At 73.5% G+C, this 19,195-nt stretch carries 18 protein-coding genes; 3 read left to right on the top strand and 15 right to left on the bottom strand.

The genetic code is table 11. From position 1 onward, the window contains the following. Nucleotides 1–56 precede the first annotated feature (56 nt). Together ASG88_RS09040 and ASG88_RS09035 are read right to left on the bottom strand one after the other, a co-directional pair. Entirely contained in the window at nt 57–2,591 is a 2,535-nt protein-coding gene (locus ASG88_RS09040) for an ABC transporter permease (RefSeq protein ID WP_056887082.1), read from the bottom strand. Next, nucleotides 2,591–3,346 carry an ABC transporter ATP-binding protein gene (locus ASG88_RS09035; RefSeq protein WP_056887081.1) on the bottom strand — a complete coding sequence of 252 codons (756 nt, stop codon included), beginning with the start codon at nt 3,344–3,346 and terminating at the stop codon, nt 2,591–2,593. Before ASG88_RS09035 ends, ASG88_RS09040 begins: the two co-directional genes overlap by 1 nt. A 126-nt stretch (nt 3,347–3,472) precedes the next feature. Here ASG88_RS09035 and ASG88_RS09030 point away from each other — a divergent pair, with 126 nt between their 5' ends. After that, the gene (locus ASG88_RS09030; RefSeq protein WP_056887080.1) at nt 3,473–4,087 is read left to right on the top strand and encodes an alpha-ketoglutarate-dependent dioxygenase AlkB; all 615 of its coding nucleotides are present in this window, start codon (nt 3,473–3,475) and stop codon (nt 4,085–4,087) included. Nucleotides 4,088–4,100: 13 nt separating this feature from the next. On the opposite strand, the gene ASG88_RS09025 is transcribed toward ASG88_RS09030, so the two are convergent. The 6 genes from ASG88_RS09025 to ASG88_RS24135 all read right to left on the bottom strand — a co-directional run bounded on the left by ASG88_RS09025 (nt 4,101) and on the right by ASG88_RS24135 (nt 9,716). Beyond that, nucleotides 4,101–4,586, bottom strand: a complete 486-nt coding sequence (locus ASG88_RS09025; protein ID WP_157559648.1) for a hypothetical protein — start codon at nt 4,584–4,586, stop codon at nt 4,101–4,103. Between the two features lie 27 nt (nt 4,587–4,613). Beyond that, nucleotides 4,614–5,315, bottom strand: coding sequence for an SRPBCC family protein (locus ASG88_RS09020; protein ID WP_056887078.1), 702 nt, complete (start codon nt 5,313–5,315; stop codon nt 4,614–4,616). Between the two features lie 4 nt (nt 5,316–5,319). Next, a complete protein-coding gene (locus tag ASG88_RS09015) occupies nt 5,320–6,174 on the bottom strand; it encodes an FAD binding domain-containing protein (protein WP_056887077.1) in 855 nt (284 codons plus the stop codon). Further along, the gene (locus tag ASG88_RS09010; RefSeq protein WP_056887076.1) at nt 6,174–8,657 is read right to left on the bottom strand and encodes a xanthine dehydrogenase family protein molybdopterin-binding subunit; all 2,484 of its coding nucleotides are present in this window, start codon (nt 8,655–8,657) and stop codon (nt 6,174–6,176) included. Before ASG88_RS09010 ends, ASG88_RS09015 begins: the two co-directional genes overlap by 1 nt. Beyond that, nucleotides 8,654–9,139: a (2Fe-2S)-binding protein gene (locus tag ASG88_RS09005; RefSeq protein ID WP_056887075.1), complete on the bottom strand. Its 486-nt coding sequence runs from the start codon at nt 9,137–9,139 to the stop codon at nt 8,654–8,656. The genes ASG88_RS09010 and ASG88_RS09005 overlap by 4 nt, the downstream gene beginning before the upstream one ends. A 94-nt stretch (nt 9,140–9,233) precedes the next feature. Next, on the bottom strand, nt 9,234–9,716 hold the full coding sequence (locus tag ASG88_RS24135) for a MarR family winged helix-turn-helix transcriptional regulator (protein WP_200956399.1): 483 nt from the start codon (nt 9,714–9,716) through the stop codon (nt 9,234–9,236). Nucleotides 9,717–9,856: 140 nt separating this feature from the next. Between ASG88_RS24135 and ASG88_RS08995 the strand changes: the two genes are divergently transcribed. Next, nucleotides 9,857–10,357 carry a sigma factor gene (locus tag ASG88_RS08995; RefSeq protein ID WP_162259834.1) on the top strand — a complete coding sequence of 167 codons (501 nt, stop codon included), beginning with the start codon at nt 9,857–9,859 and terminating at the stop codon, nt 10,355–10,357. A gap of 1 nt (nt 10,358) precedes the next feature. Here the strand turns inward: ASG88_RS08995 and ASG88_RS08990 are convergent, their stop codons facing one another. Next, nucleotides 10,359–10,889: a VOC family protein gene (locus ASG88_RS08990; protein WP_056887072.1), complete on the bottom strand. Its 531-nt coding sequence runs from the start codon at nt 10,887–10,889 to the stop codon at nt 10,359–10,361. Continuing rightward, nucleotides 10,882–11,055, bottom strand: a complete 174-nt coding sequence (locus ASG88_RS23020) for a hypothetical protein (RefSeq protein ID WP_157559646.1) — start codon at nt 11,053–11,055, stop codon at nt 10,882–10,884. Before ASG88_RS23020 ends, ASG88_RS08990 begins: the two co-directional genes overlap by 8 nt. Between ASG88_RS23020 and ASG88_RS08985 the strand changes: the two genes are divergently transcribed. Next, nucleotides 11,046–13,889 (top strand): AAA family ATPase, encoded by a 2,844-nt coding sequence (locus ASG88_RS08985; protein WP_082600168.1) that lies wholly within the window; start codon nt 11,046–11,048, stop codon nt 13,887–13,889. The genes ASG88_RS23020 and ASG88_RS08985 overlap by 10 nt on opposite strands. A 39-nt stretch (nt 13,890–13,928) precedes the next feature. Here ASG88_RS08985 and ASG88_RS08980 read toward each other — a convergent pair whose 3' ends face one another. The 5 genes from ASG88_RS08980 to ASG88_RS08960 all read right to left on the bottom strand — a co-directional run bounded on the left by ASG88_RS08980 (nt 13,929) and on the right by ASG88_RS08960 (nt 19,078). Then, on the bottom strand, nt 13,929–14,534 hold the full coding sequence (locus ASG88_RS08980; protein ID WP_157559645.1) for a hypothetical protein: 606 nt from the start codon (nt 14,532–14,534) through the stop codon (nt 13,929–13,931). Nucleotides 14,535–14,585: 51 nt separating this feature from the next. Continuing rightward, entirely contained in the window at nt 14,586–15,818 is a 1,233-nt protein-coding gene (locus tag ASG88_RS08975; protein ID WP_056887069.1) for a helix-turn-helix domain-containing protein, read from the bottom strand. 110 nt (nt 15,819–15,928) lie between these two features. Further along, nucleotides 15,929–17,065: an XdhC family protein gene (locus ASG88_RS08970; RefSeq protein WP_056887068.1), complete on the bottom strand. Its 1,137-nt coding sequence runs from the start codon at nt 17,063–17,065 to the stop codon at nt 15,929–15,931. Beyond that, on the bottom strand, nt 17,058–18,200 hold the full coding sequence (locus tag ASG88_RS08965; RefSeq protein WP_235534782.1) for a vWA domain-containing protein: 1,143 nt from the start codon (nt 18,198–18,200) through the stop codon (nt 17,058–17,060). The genes ASG88_RS08970 and ASG88_RS08965 overlap by 8 nt, the downstream gene beginning before the upstream one ends. Continuing rightward, nucleotides 18,197–19,078: an AAA family ATPase gene (locus ASG88_RS08960; RefSeq protein ID WP_056887067.1), complete on the bottom strand. Its 882-nt coding sequence runs from the start codon at nt 19,076–19,078 to the stop codon at nt 18,197–18,199. Before ASG88_RS08960 ends, ASG88_RS08965 begins: the two co-directional genes overlap by 4 nt. Between the last annotated feature and the right edge of the window lie 117 nt (nt 19,079–19,195).

Genomic DNA, 19,195 nt, shown 5'->3' with positions numbered 1-19,195 from the left:
AGGGTAAGTCGGACCGGAGGGTCGTGAACACGTTTTCGACAAGCGAATGGTAAAGGTCAGTCGGTGCTGATGGCCTTGAGCACGTCCAGCCGGGCCGCCCGACGGGCCGGCAGCAGCGCGGCCAGCACCCCGATCACCAGCGAGACGACGAGGAACATCACGAGCTGGCCGACCGGCACGTCGATCACCTCGAGCCCCTCCTCGCGCAGTGCGTGCATGAGCGCCACCCCGAAGCCGATGCCCATCACCACGCCCAGGACGGCGCCCAGGACAGCGATCACCACCGACTCCAGCGTGACCATCCGGCGCAGCTGGGCCCGGCTCACCCCGATCGCCCGCAGCAGGCCGACCTCGCGGGTGCGCTCGATGATGGAGAGGGCCAGCGTGTTGACGATGCCGAGCACCGCGATCAGCAGCGCCAGCCCCAGCAGGGCGAAGATCATCAGGACCAGCTGGTCGATCGGCGCCCGCTGCTCCTCGGCGAACTCCTGCTGGTCCTTGACCGTGACGATCGGCAGGTCGGCGACCAGGGCCTCGAGGTCGCCCTGCACCGCCGCCGAGCCGTCGGTGTCGATGATGAGGAAGTTGTCGGCGTCGCGGTAGCCCGCGTCGATGAGCGTCTGGGGCGTGGTGACGGCCGGGAAGATCAGGATCGGGTTCTCGGCGTAGATGCCGACCACCTCGAGGTCGCGCGGCCCGTCGGCGAGCACGACGTCGTACGTGTCACCGACCGCCAACCCCTCCTCGCCGGCGTACTCCTCGTCGAGGATCACCGTGCCGTCGCGCAGCGCGCCCGCGGAGCCGTCCACCATCGTCAGGTCGATGCCCTGCCCGAAGGCCGCGGGGTCCAGCGCCGCCACGCCCTGCGAGTCCTCCCCGGACCCGGTGATCGCGAAGCGCTGCGCCCACACGTGGTCGACGCCGTCGACCTCGGCCATGTCCCGCGCGACGCGCGGCGAGAACGGCTGGCCGAAGAGCGAGCTCACGACGTAGTCGCCGACGAAGTTCTCCTCGATGGTCTGGTCGACGCTGGCCTTGGCCGACGCCCCCACGATCGCCATCGTGCAGGCCAGCGAGAGACCGATCATGAGCGCCGAGGACGTGGCCGTCGTACGACGCGGGTTGCGCAGGCTGTTCTGTCCGGCGAGCCGGCCCACGGTCCCGAAGAGCCGCGCGTAGACCCACGCGGCCGCCGCCAGGAACGGGTGGCTGATCACCGGGCTGGCAGCCGCGACGCCGAGCAGGACGAGGAGGATGCCACCGCCGACGAACCAGCCGGGACGCGGCACCACGTCCATGAGGCCGGCGGCGAGCGCGGCCCCGCCCGCGACGATCATGGCCACGCCGACGACCAGCCGGCGGTGCAGCGACGACTCGGGCATGGCCACGTCGTCGCGCATCGCCTGGATGGGCGCGATCCGGCCGGTCCGGTGGGCGGGCAGCCACGCGGCCACCATGGTCACGACGATGCCGACGGCGTACGCCGCGAGGACGGTGCGTGGGGCGACGATCAGCGGCTGCCCCGACAGGTCGAGGCCGAACTGGCCGAAGAGGGTGCGGATGCCCATCGCGAGCAGGATGCCCAGCCCGAGGCCGATGGTGGAGCCGACGGCGCCGAGGACGAACGCCTCGACCATCACCATCCGGGTCACCTGCCGCTTGCTGGCCCCCAGTGCGCGGAGCAGCGCCAGCTCGCGGCTGCGCTGGGCGACCAGGATCGAGAACGTGTTGACGATGAGGAAACCGCCGACGACCAGCGAGATGCCCGCGAAGATCAGCAGGAAGGTGGTGAGGAAGCCGACCGCCTCCTGGATCGCGCTGGCGGCCTCGTCGGCCGCCTCGTCGCCGGTCACCGCCTCCACGCCGTCGGGCAGCCGCTCGGTGACGCTCGCCGCGAGCTCCTCCTGGCTGGTGCCCGGCTCGGCGGTGACCCAGATGTCGGTGAAGGCGTCCTCACCCTCGAGCAGGAGCCGCTGCGCCGTCCGGGTGTCGAAGGCGGCGAAGGTCGCCCCGTTGAGCGAGCCGCCCTCGGGGAAGCCTCCGATGCCGACCAGCGTCGGGCGCAGCACCGCCTGCTCGCCGCTGGTGACGAGGTGGACCTCCTCGCCGATGGTGTAGCCCGCCTCGCCTGCGGTCTTCGAGTCGAGCAGCACCTCGCCGGCCCGCTCCGGCTCGCGGCCGCCGATGACCGACATCCCCTCGAGGTCGTGGCCGGCGGGGGCGTCGTTCCAGTTGGCGCCGATGGCCGGCGGGCCCTGGCCGCCGACGACCTTGTTGTCCTCGTCCACGACGAAGACGCCGAAGGCGGTCACGTTGCCGTCGACGCGGGCGGCCCCCTCGACGCCCTCGAGCTCGCCGACGAGCGAGGAGTCGACGGTGCGGGCGGACGGCTCCGACTCCCCCGAGGCGCCGACCGGGCGCACGACGACGTCGCCGACCGTCGAGGCCATCAGCGCGGTGAAGCTGCGGCTGAGGGTGTCGCTGAAGACGAGGGTGCCGACGACGAACGCGACGCCCAGCACGATCGCGAACGTGCTCATCAGGAGCCGGACCTTGCGGCCCAGCAGGCTCTTGAGCGCGGTGCGGAACATCAGTCCGCCACCGGGGCACTCATCCGGGCCATGACCTCGAGGACGCTGTCGCGGTCGGGGTCGCGCAGATCGTCGACCACGCGGCCGTCGGCGAGGAAGACCACGCGGTCGGTGTAGGACGCCGCCACCGGGTCGTGGGTGACCATCACGATGGTCTGCCCGTGCTCCCCGGCGCTGCGCCGGAGCAGGTCGAGCACCTCCGCGCCCGACTGCGAGTCGAGGTTGCCGGTGGGCTCGTCCGCGAAGACGATCCGCGGCCGCCCGGCGAGCGCCCGCGCCACGGCGACGCGCTGCTGCTGGCCGCCGGAGAGCTCGTTGGGCCGGTGGCCCAGGCGGTCGCGGATGCCGACGGTGTCGATGACCGAGTCGTACCACTCGCGATCCGGCTTGCGCCGCGCGATGGACTGCGGGAGCAGGATGTTCTCCTCCGCGGTCAGGGTGGGGACCAGGTTGAAGCTCTGGAAGACGAAGCCCACCTCGTCGCGCCGCAGCCGGGTGAGCTCCTTGTCCTTGAGCCCGCTCAGCTCCCGGTCGCCGATCCACACCTCGCCCGACGTCGCGTTGTCGAGGGCCGCGCAGCAGTGCATCAGCGTCGACTTGCCGGAGCCGCTCGGGCCCATGATCGCGGTGAACTCGCCCTCGACGAGGTCCAGGCTCACGTCGTCCAGCGCCCGCACCATCGCGTCGCCGGAGCCGTAGGTCTTGGTGAGGTTGCGCACCCGTGCCGCGACGGGTCGGTCCCCGGTGGTCGTCATGGTGGAAACGATCCCGCACACCTCCAACTCGTCGCTACCGGGTATCCCCCTGAGCCGCCCCCGACACCCACCCGGACACGCGTGCACCTACGAACACCTGTTCGACCACGGGTGTATCGTCGTCGCGTGGACTTCCAGTCGACGCTCTTCGACACGGCCGAGGTGCCGGCCGTCTCCCCGCTCGCCCCCGACCGCCGGGTGCTCACCCGCGGCGCGTGGATCGACGTGCAGCGCAACTTCCTCGTCGCCCCCGACGACGTGCTCGCCGCGATGGCCGCCGACGTGCCGTGGCGGGCGGAGCGCCGACAGATGTACGACCGGGTGGTCGACGTCCCGCGCCTGGTCCACACGTACGCCGTCGGCGAGGCGCTGCCGCACCCGGTGCTGACCGAGGCCCGCGAGGCCCTCAGCGCGCACTACCTCCCCGAGCTCGGCGAGCCGTTCGTGACCGCCGGGTGCTGCTACTACCGCGACGGCCGGGACTCCGTGGCCTGGCACGGCGACACCATCGGCCGTGGCCGCACCCAGGACACGATGGTCGCCATCGTCTCGCTGGGCGACCCGCGCCGGCTGGCCCTGCGCCCGCGCGGCGGAGGCGACTCGATCGCGGTCACCCTGGGCCACGGCGACCTCGTCGTCATGGGCGGCTCGTGCCAGCGCACCTGGGAGCACGCCGTCCCCAAGGTGGCGAACGCCGGGCCGAGGATGTCGGTGCAGTTCCGCCCGCTGAACGTCTTCTGAAGGCGGCCGGCACTCAGCCGGCGTACGCCTCGTCGTAGAGCCCGGCGAGGAGGTCGTCCTTCTCGGCGCTGAGGCCGCACAGGCTGACCTGTCCGTCGCTGGCGCTGACGAGGTAGGTGCCGCCCTCCTGGAAGTCGACGGCGAGCAACAGGTCGACGATCTCGCGGCTGGGCGTCGAGACGCGCACCCGGTCGGTCTCGTCCTCCCCGGCGTACCAGGTGTCGACGTCGAGCGTCGCGGTCCCGTCGCCGACCTCGGTCACGGTGCCCTCGAAGGCGGTGTCCTGGGTCTGGAGCAGCTCCACGCTCGGGACGGCGCACCGGGCGTCGGCGGCGGCGGGCGTGACCTCCAGCGAGGTCACGCTGCCCTCCCCCGAAGTCACCGGGGTGACCTCGGTGGAGGGGTCGGGGCCGTCGACCCCGCGACCGCAGGCGCCCAGGAGCAGGGCGCCCGTCAGCACGGTCACGGCCAGGCCAGCGGTCCCCCGCGTCGTCCTCATGCCCTCAGATTCCCACACCGGGCAAGATCACCGGCGCAGCAGCCTCCACAGCAGGGCGAGGACCACGAGCGCGCCGACCCCCTGCTTCCAGTAGGCCCGGGCGAGCACGGGCAGGACCGCGCTGCCGAGGTCGAGCGCCTCCGGCTGGGCGGGCGGCTGCTGGGGCCGCGGCGGCGGGACCGGCCGCGGAGCCGGAGGGGGAGGCTCCGCGGCCGGAGGACCGTCGTCGACCGCCGCCGCGGGGGCGGCGGCCGCCACCGGCTGCGGTACGTCGTCCGGCTCGTCGCCGGCGGTCAGCCGCTGCTCGAGGCAGGCGACGAACTGGCCGAGCAGCTTGTCCGACACGTCCTGCATGACTCCGCGTCCGAACTGCGCCGGCTTGCCGGTGATCGCCAGATCGGTCTGCACCGACACGTCGGTGGAGCCGTCCGCGTCGGCCATCGAGACCGTGACATGGGCGCCCGCCGTGCCGTTGCCGCGCTTGTCCTTGCCCTTGGCGTCGACGACGAAGCGCTTGGCCTCCTCGTCCTTCTCCACGAAGGTGCCGCTGCCGTTGTAGACGAGGGCGATCGGACCGAGCTTGACCTTGACCGACCCGGCGAACGAGTCGCCGTCCGCCGAGGTCACCTGGGCACCGGGGAAGCACTCCGCCACGGAGGCGATGTCCTCGAAGTGCGCCCACGTCTCCTCGACGCCGGTCGGGACGGTGAAGCGGTGTGTCAGCTCCATCCGCTCACGCCCCTGCGGCGGCGAGCACGGCGCGCCGGGTCAGGACCTTGGCGAGGTGGGTGCGGTAGTCGGCGGCACCGTTGAGGTCGGAGGGCGGGTTGGTGCCCTCGGCGGCACGGGCCGCGGCCGTGGCCACGGCGTCCTCGGTGGCGGGCTGCCCGACCAGCGCCTCCTCGACCGCGCGGGCCCGGAGCGGGGTGGAGCCCATGTTGGTCAGGCCCACCCGGGCCTCCGCGATGGTCCCTCCCTCGACCCGCACCGCAGCGGCGACGGCGACGATCGGCCACTGGTGGGCGACGCGCACGAACTTCTCGTAGTGCGCGCCCCACCCGGTGTGCTTGGGCACCCGGATCTCGGTGAGCAGCTCACCCTCGGCGATCGCGGTCTCGAAGAGGTCGACGAAGAAGTCGTCGGCCGCGACCGTGCGGGTCCCGCCCGGGCCGGCGATGACGAACTCGGCGCCGAGCGCCAGCGACGGGGCCCCCAGGTCACCGGCCGGATCGGCGTGCGCCAGCGCGCCGCCGATCGTGCCGCGGTGCCGGATCTGGGCGTCGGCGAGCTGGTGCTCGGCCTTGACCAGGAGTGCGGCGTGCTCGCCGACCAACGGGTCGTGCAGCACGGTGTGGTGCGTGGTCATGGCGCCGATGACGAGGGCGTCGCCGTCCTCGCGGACGCCGCGCAGCGCCTCGATGCCGCCGAGGTCGATGACCACCTCGGGGGCGTTGAGCCGCATCCGCAGCACCGGGAGCAGGCTCTGCCCGCCGGCGATCACCTTGGCGTCGTCCCCGTGCTGGGCGAGCGCCGCGAGGGCGTCCTCGACGCTGGTGGGCGCGAGGTACTCGAACTGGGTGGGGATCATCAGCTTGCTCCGTCCGTGCGGTCCGTCGTGCCCTGCATGCCGGTGGACTCGTCGAAGTGCGGCATGGCCGCCCCCTCCGTGTCCGTGGTGCCGCTGCCACCCACGTCGTGGATGGCACGCCAGACGCGCTCGGGGGTGCACGGCATCTGGATGTCGTTGATCCCGAGGTGCCGGATCGCGTCGACGACGGCGTTGACGACCGCCGGGGTCGAGGCGATGGTGCCCGCCTCGCCGACGCCCTTGGTGCCGAGCGTGTTGGTGGTCGAGGCGGTCGAGTTGTGCTGCACGTCGAAGCTGATCGTGTCGGCCGACGTGGGCAGCAGGTAGTCGACGAAGGAGCCGGACACCAGGGTCCCCGAGTCGTCGTACACCGCCTCCTCCCACAACGCCTGGGCGATGCCCTGGGCGAGGCCGCCGTGCACCTGGCCCTCGACGATCATCGGGTTGATGACCGTGCCGATGTCGTCGACGCAGCTGTACTTGCGCATCAGCACGCCGCCGGTCTCGGTGTCCACCTCCATCGCGCACAGGTGCGTGCCGTGGGGGTAGTTGAAGTTGACCGGGTCGTACGTCGCGTCGCTGTCGAGGCTCGCCTCGACGCCGTCGGGCAGGTTGTGCGCCGCGAAGGCGGCCATCGCGATGTCGGCCATGGCCAGGCCCTGGTCGGTGCCCCGGACGCCGAAGCGACCGGCGCTGAACTCGATGTCGTCCACCGAGGCCTCGAGCAGGTGTGCCGCGATGGGCTTGGCCTTCTCGATCACCTTGTCGGCCGCCCGGACGAGCGCCTCGCCACCGACGACCAGCGAGCGCGAGCCGTAGGTGTCGAGCCCGCGGTGCGAGACCTGGGTGTCGCCGTGCAGGATCTCCACGTCCTCGAAGGCGACGCCGAGCCGGTCGGCGACGATCTGGCTGAACGCCGTCTCGTGGCCCTGGCCGTGCGCCGACGTGCCGGTGGTGATCTCCACCTTGCCGGTCGCGAGCATCCGCACGCTGGCGTACTCCCAGCCGCCGGCGCCGTAGTTGAGCTGGCCGAGCACCCGGCTGGGGGCGAGGCCGCACATCTCGGTGAAGGTCGAGACGCCGATGCCGAGCTGGATGCGGTCCCCGGAGTCGCGACGCCGCTTCTGCTCGGCGCGGAGCTCGTCGTACCCGAAGCTGGCCTTGGCCTTCTCGGTCGCGGCCTCGTAGTTGCCGGTGTCGTACTCGAGCCCGGCGACGGTGGTGAACGGGAACTCCTCGTGCGTGATCCAGTTCTTCTCGCGCACCACCAGGGGGTCGACGCCCACCTCGGCGGCCAGCTCGTCCATCAACCGCTCGATCGCGTACGTCGCCTCGGGTCGCCCGGCGCCGCGGTAGGCGTCGGTCCAGGTCTTGTTGGTGAGGACCGTCTGGCAGTTGAACTGGTACGACGGGAACTTGTAGATCGAGTTGAACATGAACGCGCCGAGCACCGGCACGCCGCCGCCCACGAGGGACACGTAGGCGCCGAGGTCGGCGGTGAGCTCGACCTTGAGGCCGGTCACGGTGCCGTCCTTCTCGGCCGAGAGGGTGAGCTTCTGCCACTGGTCGCGCCCGTGGTGGGCGGTCATGAGGGACTCGGACCTGGTCTCGGTGTACTTCACCGGCTTGCCGAGCCGGCGGGCGACCGCGAAGGTGATCATCTCCTCCGGCGTCTGCTGGAGCTTGCCGCCGAAGCCGCCGCCCACGTCGGGCGCGATGACCCGGATCTTGGACTCGGGCACCCCGGTGGTCGCCGCGAGGGCGAAGCGCAGGATGTGCGGGATCTGGGTCGCCGACCACATGGTGATCTGCTCCCCGGTCGGGTCGACGACGGTCGAGCGGGGCTCCATGAACGCCGGGATGAGGCGCTGCTGGCGGTACTCGCGCTCGATGACGATGCCGTCGCCTCGGGCCTTCTCGATGGCCTGGTCGACGTTGCCGCCGGTGCCCGCCTCCTCCGAGTCGAACTTCCAGAAGGCGGACTTGTTGGTGCCGAGGTCGGGGTGCGCGAGCACCTCGTCGGCCGCGGACTTCTTGAGGTCCAGCGCGGCCGGCAGCTCGTCGTACTCGACGTCGACGAGCTCGGCGGCGTCACGGGCGGCGGCCATGGTGCGCGCCACGACGACGGCGACGGTCTCGCCGGCGAAGGCGACCCGGTCGGTCGGCATCGGCACGTGCGTCGGGGCGACCTGGTCGGTGGTGATCGCCCAGGCGTTGATGCAGACGCCCTGGGCCTCGCCGAGGTCGGCGCCGGTCAGCACGGTCACGACGTTCTCGGAGGCCTTGGCGGCCTCGGTGTCGATGGAGACGATCTTGGCGTGGGCGAAGGGGCTGCGGACCATCGCCATGTGCAGCATGCCCGGGAGCGCGATGTTGTCGGTCCAGCGGGTGCGGCCGGTGATGAGGCGCTGGTCCTCCTTGCGGCGGCGGTCGCGCCCGATCTCCTTGGCGGAGGTGTCGGGGCGGTCCTCGACGGCGGTCACTGGGCACCTCCCGCGGTGCTGGAGGAGGCGTGCAGGACGCTCTTGACGATGTTGTGGTAGCCCGTGCAGCGACAGAGGTTGCCCTCCATGCCCTCGCGGACCTCGGCCTCGGTGGGCGACGGGTTCTCGGCGAGCAGGTCGACGGCCTGCATGATCATGCCCGGGGTGCAGAAGCCGCACTGGAGGCCGTGGCACTCGCGGAACGCCTCCTGCACGGGGTGCAGGTCGCCGCCCTCGTGGGTGTCGGCGAGGCCCTCGATCGTGGTCACCTCGTGGCCGCTGGCCTGGACGGCGAGCACGTTGCAGCTCTTCACGCTCCGGCCGTCGAGGTGCACCGTGCAGGCACCGCAGTTGCTGGTGTCGCACCCGATCACGGTGCCGGTCTTGCCGAGCTTCTCGCGGAGGTACTGCACGAGGAGCATGCGGGGCTCGACGTCGTCGGAGACCTTTGCTCCGTCGACGGTGAGATCGATCCTGGCCATCGAGTTCCTGCCTTCACGTAGGTGACGGGCTGTGATGCCCGTCACGCTAGGTGCGCGTGGTTGGAGGAAGGTTGGAGTGCCGGGGCGTGGGGACTCAGTCGCCCACGCGGGCGGTGAGCAGGCGCAGGGTGGTCTGCAGCGCCGCGAACTCGGCCTCGTCGAGACCGAGCGCGTCCTTCATGTCGCAGTGGATCCGGGAGGCGTGCTGGCGCAGCGCGTCACCCCGCTCGGTGAGGGTGACGACGACGAAGCGCTCGTCGGCGTTGTCGCGCCTGCGGGCGATGAGCCCGCCGACCTCCATCCGTCGCAGGAGGGGCGTGAGGGTGCCGTGGTCGAGCCGCAGCTCGTCGGCCAGGTGCCGGACGGTGCACGACCCCTCGTCCCACAGCACGATCAGCACGAGGTACTGCGGGTAGGTCAGGCCGAGGTCGGTGAGCACCGGGCGGTAGGCGGCCGTGACGGCGCGCGACGCGGCGTACAGGTCGAAGCAGAGCTGCTCCGACAGTGCCGGTGTGTCGGTCCCCGACAGTGCCGGTGTGTCGGTCCCCCACGGTGCCGGGGTGTCGGTCTCCGCCATGGCGCCCATCCTCGCACGAGATGCGCTACCTTGTGCCCAATCCACTTGTGCGCGAGGTACTTGTCGATGCACGGACGCAGAAGAGGACCCCCATGGACGCCACCCCTCTCCCTCCCCCTCCGCCTCCCCGGGGCGCTCGGGTGAGGGACCTCGATCGACTGCTGGTGGCTGCGGGACGGTCGGACACCGCCGCGTTCGCCGAGCTGTACGACGCGCTGGCGCCGCGGGTGCTCGGCCTGGCCCTGCAGGTCCTCGGCGAGCCACGCCGGGCGGAGGAGGTCGCCGAGGCGGCGTTCCTCGAGATGTGGCGGACCGCCCCCCACTTCGACCCGACGCAGGGCAGCGCCCTCGCCCGGGCGATGGCGACCACCCACCGGCGTGCGGTCGACCGCCTGCGCTCCGACGCGCCGATGGGTCGGGGCCGCGGCGACCAGTCGTCCACGCCGTCACTCCGGACCGCTCTCGCACAGCTGCCGGACGTCCGTCGCGAGGCGGTCGAGCTCGCCTACTGCGACGGGCGGACCCACACCGAGGTCGGGCTGCTCACGCAGGCGCCGTCGGGCGCCGCCGCTGCCCGAATGCGTGACGGGCTGGCGCAGCTGCGCGACCTGCTGATGGCTCCTGTGGTCGAGACGGCATAGGTCACGCCCGGGCGAGCGACGCGAGGTGGTCCCCCAGCCGCGCGTCGATCTCCTCGCGCGGGATCTCGCGGTCCCGGAGCTCGGCGAGCCACCCCAGGGCGATCTCGTTGGAGGCGCTGAGCTCCAGCGCGATGTGGTCGGGGTCGCGGAAGTTGAGGTGGTGGCCGAACTCCATGTCCCGGACCGGGGTGTGCTCGACGCCGAGCTCCTCCAGTCGGTGCTGCCACCGCACCAGCTCGTCGCGGCTGTCGACGGAGAACCCGACGTGGTCCAGCCCCGTGTGCAGCTCGGTGAACGGCCCGGGGTCGGCCCCCTCGTGCCGGACGAGCGCGAGCATGAACGACGTCGGCCGGTGGACGAGGATGCGCGCGTGGCCGAAGTCGGCGAGGCGGAGCAGGCCGAGGACGGAGGTGTAGAAGTCCTCGCTGCGGTCCAGGTCGGTGACCGACAGGCCCAGGTGGTCGACGACACCGGAGAAGGCGGGCCCGGAGCGGACGGGCTCGGCGGGGACGGTCGCCGCAGCGTCAGGCACGGCGACCGTCCTCCCCCGTGGCGCGCGCATCGCGTCGTACGACGTCCTGGTGCGGCGGTTGCCGCAGCCCCAGCAGGGGCGGGTGGTGCCAGGTGTTGACGTAGGCCCAGCCGGGATGCCGGAGCGACCGGCCGAGCATCTCTAGGATCGTGGTCGATGTCAGCACCAGGGCCTCCTCAGGACAATGGCTCACCGGTCGAAGGTCGCACCGGGAGCGACCGCGTCGCGTCCGGGGAATCCCTCACCCCGGCCCCCGGGCTGGTGGGGCGCGAGGCGGAGCTCGCCCGCATCGACGCCCTGCTGGCGGAGGCCACGGGCCGCGGGAGCGCCACGCTGCTCCTCCAGGGCGATCCCGGGGCGGGGAAGACGACGCTGCTCGGCGCCGCCCGGTCCCGCGCGAGCGGATTCACCCAGCTGACGGCGACCGGGGTCGAGTCCGAGTCCCACCTCGCCCACGCCGGACTGCTGGAGCTGCTGCACCCGCTGCGCGACCAGCTGGACGAGGTGCCCGAGGCGCAGGCCGCGGCGCTGGGTGCCGCCCTCGGCTGGTCGCCCCGGCCCTCCGGCGCGGCGGACCGCTTCCTGGTCGGGGCGGCGACACTCTCCCTGCTCGCCGCGGCGGCGGAGCGGCGCCCGGTCCTGGTGGTCGTCGACGACCTGCAGTGGCTGGACGAGGAGTCGTCGGTGGCCGTGCTCTTCGCCGCCCGCAGGCTGGGTCCCGACGCCGTCGCCCTCCTGCTGGCCGGCCGTGCGGGCTCTGTCCCGTCCGGGCTCGTGCACGACGTGCCCGTCCTCACCCTCGGCGGCCTCCCTGCCCACGCCGCCGCGGGCCTGCTCCCGCGCGCCACCTCGCCGGCCGTCCTCGACCGCCTCGTCGCCGAGACGTCCGGCAACCCCCTCGCCCTGCTCGAGGTGTCGACGCGGCTGGACGCCGCGCAGCTCCTCGGGACGGCCCCGATCCCCGAGACGTTGCCCGCCGGCGAGCGGGTGCGGAAGTGGCACGCTGCCTCGGTGGTCCTACTCTCCCCCGCGGCCCGACGGGCAGTGCTCCTGCTGGCACTGTCGGGCCCGTCGTCGGCGAGCGGGACCGCCGCCCTCGCCGCCCTCGCCGGTCCCGACGAGGCCGCACGGCACCTCGACGAGGCCCGCGAGCGCGGCGTGCTCGTGCAGGAGGACGGGCAGCACGCGTTCCGGCACCCCCTGCTGCGCAGCACCGTGCTCGAGCTGGCCACGCCCGCGGAGCGGCGGGCGGCCCACGAGGCCCTCGCCGACGCGTTGCCCGCCGGCGACCGGGCCCGGACCTGGCACCGCGCCGAGTCCACGGTCGGCACCGACGCTCGGGTGGCCGACGAGCTGGAGCGGCTGGCGCAGGCGGACCGGCACCGGCTCGGGTACGCCGCGGCCTCGGCGGCGCTCGAGCGGGCCGCGACGCTCACCGACGACCACGACCTGGCGGCCCGGCGGCTGGCCGCTGCGGCCCACGACGCCTTCGTGGCCGGTGACGTCGGCCGCGTCCGGCGCCTGGTGGCCCGGGTGCTGGCCGAGGACGCACCCGACCGCGCCCGCGGCGAGGCGCTGTTCACGCTCGGGATGCTGGAGCAGTACGCCGGGTCGGTGCCCCGGTCGGTCGAGCACCTGGACGCCGCCTCCCGCCTGCTCGACGGCCTGCTGCTGGTCCGGGTCCTGACCGAGCTGGCGGTGGCCCGCTTCCGCCTGAACGACGTCGCCGGGCTGGTGGACTGCGCCCACCGCATCGACGCGGTCGCCGACACCACGGACCCCGAGCAGCAGCTGCTCGCCGCCTTCACCGGCGGCGTCGCCCTCGTCCTCACCGGGGACCCGGTCGCCGGCGTGGCCCGGCTCGCCGACGTACGACGACTGGCGGACCTGCCCGCCCTGCGGCACGACGCCCTCGCGCTGCTGCTGATGGCGATCTCGAGCGCGTTCACCGGGCAGGTCGAGCACGCGGTGACCGCGGGCACCCCCCGCCTGGAGGAGCTGCGGCGGCGGGGATCGGTCGGCGTGCTGGTGCCGCTGCTGGCGATCCGGGCCTCCGGCCGGGCCTGGCTGGGCGACCACACCGGCGCGTTCGCGGATGCGGGCGAGGCCGCCGAGCTGGCGCAGCACCTGGGCTACGCCGCGGACGCCTCGGTCGCCGAGGAGATGCTCGCCTGGCAGCAGGCCGCGCGGGGCCTGCACGACGACGCCCGCGCCTCGCTGGCCCGGGCCCGGACGCTCACCGACCGGGCGGGGACGACGACCGCCGCCGCGCACCAGGCCCTGACGGCGGCGTTCTGCGCCGTCTGCCGCGGCGACCTCGACGCGACGGTGGAGCTGCTCGAGGCACGGCTGGAGATCGACGGCGGGGTCGGGTCGTCGGGCGAGCCGCTCGGGATCGCGCCGCTTCTGGTGGAGGCCTACACCGGCCTCGGGAGGACGGACGACGCCCGGGCGCTCACCGCGCAGTACGCCGCCGCGACGCCGGTGTCGGCACCCGCGCTCTCCCGCGCCCTGCTGCACCGGTGCGAGGGTTGGAGCGCCGTGGACGACTCCGCGGCCCGCGACTTGTTCGAGGCCGCCCTCGAGTCACACGCGGCGGCCGACGACCCGTTCGAGGAGGCGCGGACCCGACTGGCGTACGGCGGGCGGCTGCGGCGGACCGGGCAGCGGATCGCCGCCCGCGAGCAGCTCGATGCGGCGGCTCGCGCCTTCGCCGCCATGGACCTCGACCACTGGTCCGACCTCGCCGCCCGGGAGCTGGCGGCCACCGGCGCCACCGCCCACCGTCGGCACACCCCCGGCGAGGCGCCGCTGACCTCCCAGGAGACCCGCGTCGCCCTGCTCGCCGCCCAGGGCCTGTCCAACCGCGAGATCGGGGCCTCGCTCTTCCTGAGCCCCAAGACGATCGAGCGGCACCTCAGCAGCGTCTACCGCAAGCGGGGCTTCCGCTCGCGCACCGAGCTCGCCGCGGCGCTGGCGCGGCAGGACCCGTCACCGTGAACCCCGGTCGGAGCACGGCCCGGGCCGTGGGGCTGGGGCCTACTCGGCGGCCTGCTCCTCCTCGACCCGGCGCTTGATCCGGCCGAGACCGGGGAGCTTGCCCAGCATCTCGTTGAGCTCGCGCGAGACGTCGAGCAGGTCGTGCAGGTCGGGAGCGACCGTGCCCAGGGTCGTCATCACCGGCAGCACGTCGCGCTCGATGCGCTCCGTGAGGTCGGGCAGGTGGTCGATGAGCTGCACGAGGGCGGCGACCTCCTCGGGATGCGTGGTGTCGGCCAGCGTCTGCAGCGTGGGCTGCAACGTGGTCAGCGGCGGCTCGAGGGCGTCGAGGAGCACGACCGTGCGGGCGACCATGGCGTCGGCGCGATCAGCCACCGTGGCAGCGCCGTCGACCACCCGGTCGACCCGGACGACGAGCGCCTCGGCCCGGTCGACGACGGCGTCGGTGTGCACGACCACGGTCTCGGCCTCGCGCGTCACCGCCTCCACGGCGTCGACGGCCGCCGAGGCACGCACGAGGAGCACCTCGGCCTGGTCGAGCAGGGCCAGCACCCGCGGCACGGCCCCGAGGAGCTGGTCCACCTGGTCCGCGCCCTTCTCGATGACGGCGAGGAGGTCACGGGGTCCGGGGACGGGCAGGCGCATGAGCACTTCCTATCAACCACCGCCTACCGCCGGCCCGGAGCCGCGCAGGGATCAGCGCTCGGAGACGGCCAGCCGGCCCCGGAGCAGGGCCTTGGCGGGGTGGTCGCGGAGGCCGAGGTGGTCGAGGCAGACCTCGACGACGTGCGTGTCGTACGGCGCGAGCTCGCTGTAGCGCAGCACGGCCTCCGGGTCGGGGTGGGCGATCAACGCCTCGCGCATGCTCACCGCCAGGTAGTCGCCCATCTCGACGAGGGCCGGGGCGTTGGTGCCCGGCAGCAGGTCGCCGCCGTACGCCGCCACGGCCCCGCGCACGTCGCCGCGACGCAGCAGCAGCTGCACCTCGTCGATGTCGGTGACGACCGGCAGGGTGAGCCGGTAGGGGCGTGACGCCAGCTGTCCGCCCAGGGCGGAGCGGAGGTGGGAGACCTCGGCCTTGAGGGTCGAGGTGGTGACCGCGGAGTCGCCGTAGACGAGCGTGTGGAGGTGCTCGAGGGAGAGTCCCTGCGGGTGCATGGCGAGGAGGGCGAGGATCTCGGTCTGGCGCCGGTTGAGCAGCAGCCGGCGACCGTCGAGCCAGGCCTCGGCGGTGCCGAGGAGCGAGAGCGTCAGCCCGGGCTCGGAGGGCGCGACGGTGGTGAGGCCTGTACGCCGCCCGGTCGGCATCGCGGTCTCGATGAGGCGCGCCATCACGCGCGCCGTGGCCAGTCCGATCGGGTGGGTGCGGTCCCACGTGGTCGACAGGTCGATGACGCCGAGCTGCTCGCCGCTCACCGGGTCGTGCAGGGGCGCGGCCCAGCAGACCCAGTTGTGCACGATCGAGGCGTAGTGCTCGGCGCTGAAGACCATCGACGGGTCGCCCGTGCGGCTGGTGATGGCCAGCGCGTTGGTGCCGACGCTGCGCTCGTCCCAGCGTCCACCGGGCACGAAGTTGACGGTCTCGGCCTTGCGGCGCATCACCCGGCCGCCGTAGGTCCACAGGATGCGGGTCTCGGCGTCGGTGATGGCGATGACCAGGTCGCCGTCCTCGGCGGTGCGTCGCAGGTCGGCCTCCACGCGCTCGACGGCGGTCTGGAGGGGCGACTGCCGCCAGTAGGCCGCGGTGTCGGACTCGTCGGCCAGCGGCGCCTCCGTGAGGTCCGGCGTGACAGCACCGGTGGACAGCTGCCAGCTGTCCCGGATCTCGGGACGCACCCGGTCGCTCGCCTCGTCGCCCAGCTCGACGAAGGCGGTCCAGGCCTGCACGGCCTCGAGCCGGCGGTCCCGCAGGTCGCGGTCGGTGCTCATGGTCCCCCACACGGTGTGCTGCGCGCTGCTCGGGTGTGACGGTGGTCACGGTAGCGCGCCGGACCTGACCGTGGCACTGGTCTGGGGCAGCGGGCCGGACCAGCTGGCGGTCAGCGGGGGGTGTGCGGGTCCTGGTGGATGCGGCCGCTGGAGCTGGCCAGCCGGTGGCCGGTGCCGCCCCACTGCCGGGCGACGATCTCGGCGGCGATGGAGACGGCCGTCTCCTCCGGGGTGCGGGCACCGAGGTCGAGTCCGATCGGGCTGCTCAGCCGGTCGAGCTCCTCGTCCGTGAGCCCGGCGTCGCGGAGCCGCTGCATCCGGTCGTCGTGGGTGCGCCGCGAACCCATCGCCCCGACGTATGCGACCTCGGGCAGTCGCAGCGCGACCTCGAGCAGCGGCACGTCGAACTTGGGGTCGTGGGTGAGGACGCACACGACGGTGCGCCGGTCGATGTGCCCGGCCTCGACCTCCGCGTCGAGGTAGCGGTGCGGCCAGTCGACGACCACCTCGTCGGCGTCGGGGAAGCGGCTGGTGGTGGCGAAGACGGGCCGGGCGTCGCACACGGTGACGTGGTAGCCGAGGAAGGACCCCACCCGGGCCACGGCCGCGGCGAAGTCGATCGCCCCGAAGACCAGCATCCGGGGCTTGGGCGCGAAGCCCCAGACGAAGACCCGCATCCCCTCGCCACGCCGCTCGCCGTCGGGCCCGTAGGTGAGCGTGGCGTTGCTGCCGGCGGCGAGCAGGCCGAGCGCGTCGTCGTGCACGGCGTCGTCGGCGCGCGGCGACCCCAGCGACCCCTCGGCGTCCCGGTCGGGGCGGACCACCATGCGACGCCCGAGCCACGCGGGGTCCGGGTGGTCGATGACGGTGGCGAGTGCCACCGGACGGCCGGCCTCGATGTCGGCGGCGATCGCACCGAGCTCGGGGAAGGTGTCGCGCGAGACCTTCTCGACGTACACGTCGAGGATGCCGCCGCAGGTCAGGCCGACGGCGAACGCGTCGTCGTCGGAGACGCCGTACCGCTCGAGGACCGGCGCGCCGGAGTCGACGACCGCCTGGCCGAGCTCGTAGACCGCACCCTCGACACAGCCGCCGGACACCGATCCGACGGCCGTGCCGTCGGGTCCGACCAGCATCGAGGCGCCCGCGGGACGGGGTGCGGAGCTGAAGGTCGCCACCACGGTGCCGACGCCGACGGTCTCGCCGGCCTCCCACCACGCCATCAGCTCGCCCAGGACGTCACGCACGACCGACCACCTCCACGAGCTCGGCGAAGGCCGCCAGCGAGTGGCCGGCCACGAAGTCGTCACAGTGCGGGAGGGCGGCCGCGATGCCGCCCTGGACCGGCTCGTATCCGGCCTTGCCGCGGTGCGGGTTGACCCACACGACCCGGTGGGCGACCCGCTGCAACCGCGCCATCTGCTCGCCCAGGAGGGCCGCGTCGCCGCGCTCCCAGCCGTCGCTGAAGACCACGACGACCGAGCCGCGGGCCATCCCGCGCTGCCCCCAGCGGTCCATGAAGACCCGCAGGGTCTCGCCGAGCCGGGTGCCGCCGGACCAGTCGGGGACGGCCTCGCCGGCGGCCACGATCGCCCGGTCCGGGTCGCGGTGGTGCAGCGCGCGGGTGACGTGGGTGAGCCGGGTGCCGAGGGTGAAGACCTCGACCCGCGGCTGGGCGGTGACGAAGCGGTGGGCGAGGCGCAGCAGCGCGTCGGCGTACCCGCTCATCGAGCCGCTCACGTCGACCAGCAGGACGATGCGGCGCGGACGGACCCGGCGGCGCCGCCAGGCCAGGTCGCCGGGCTCGCCCATCCGGCGCAGCGAGTCGCGCAGCGTGCGCGACGCGTCCAGGCGGCCGCGGTGCCAGGGCTCGTGCCGGGCCGTACGACGCGTGGGCGCGGTGGGCCGCAGGGTCGCGAACATCGCGGCGAGCCGCTGCTTCTCGGCGGCGTCCAGGGTGGCCACGTCGCGGTGGCGCAGCACGTCGGAGGTGGTGGCCTTGGCGCGGAGCACCTCGTCGTCCTCGTCGGCGTCCCCTTCGCCGGGCGCGTCGATGCTGGGCAGCGCGATCGCCGCGGGGACCGGGGGTCCGCTGTCGCGGCGACGCGGGAGCTCGCCGCGCGGGTCGAACCACGCCTCGAAGACCTGGTCGTAGCGGGCCAGGTCGTCGGGGCCGGCACACAGGGTGGCGCGCCCGGCCCAGTAGGTCGCACGGCGGTCGTCGAGGCCGACCAGGGCCGTGGCCTCGAGGAACGCGTGGGAGCGGTCCTGCGTGACCGGCACCCCGGCCGCCCGCAGGGCCCGGGTGAAGCCGAGGAGCGCCGGTAGCGCGTCGGCGGGGCCGGCGTCCTCGGGCATCGTGGTCAGGACGGTGCCGGTCACGGCGTGAGCATCCGGTCGAGCGCCTGGCGCACCCGGTCGGCGTCCTCGCGGTACTTCACGAGCGCGCCCAGGGTGGCCGCGGCGGTCGCCAGGTCGAGGTCGGTGGTGCCGAGGTGGTGCAGCGCCCGCGCCCAGTCGAGGGTCTCGGCGACCCCGGGCGGCTTGAGCAGGTCGTCACGGTCCCGCAACTGCTGGACGACGTTGACCACCTGGCGGGCCAGCGTCTCCGACACCTCCGGCGCCCGCGAGCGCACGATCTCGACCTCGCGCTCGAGGCCCGGGTGGTCGATCCAGTGGTAGAGGCAGCGCCGCTTGAGCGCGTCGTGGAGCTCGCGGGTGCGGTTGGAGGTCAGCACCACGATCGGCGGGGTCGGCGCGCTGACCGTGCCCAGCTCGGGGATGGTCACCTGCCAGGTCGAGAGCACCTCGAGCAGGAACGCCTCGAACTCGTCGTCGGCCCGGTCCACCTCGTCGATGAGGAGCACCGCCGGGGACTGCTGGAGCGCGGCGAGGACGGGGCGGGCGAGCAGGAAGCGCTCGTCGTACAGGCTCTTCTCGGCCTCCTCCGCGCTGCTCTCCGCGCCGGCCGCCTCGAGCGCGCGCAGGTGCAGGATCTGGCGCGGGAAGTCCCAGTCGTAGAGCGCCTGGGTGGCGTCGATGCCCTCGTAGCACTGGAGCCGGATGAGCGGCAGGTCCAGCGTGGCGGCCAGCGCCTCCGCGAGCGCGGTCTTGCCGGTGCCGGGCTCGCCCTCCAGCAGCAGCGGCCGCTGCATGCGGTCGGCGAGGAAGACGATGGTGGCGAGCTCCTCGTCGGCGAGGTAGCCGGTGGCGCCGAGGCGTGCTGCGACGTCGGCGGCGGAGCTCAGACCGGTGTCCATGTCGGTCAGGCTACGACCCCCACGTTGGTCGGACGTTGGCGTCCGCACCCCGGCCCTGTCGGGGTCCGCGCAACGCCCGTCGTCCCGGCAGACTGGTCGGGTGAGCACCCCCGAGCC

The sequence above is a fragment of the Nocardioides sp. Soil777 genome, assembly GCF_001428425.1.
GTDB lineage: Bacteria > Actinomycetota > Actinomycetes > Propionibacteriales > Nocardioidaceae > Nocardioides > Nocardioides terrigena.
The sequence above is the reverse complement of the archived record's forward strand: the minus strand, read 5'-3'. Positions and strand labels throughout refer to the sequence as shown.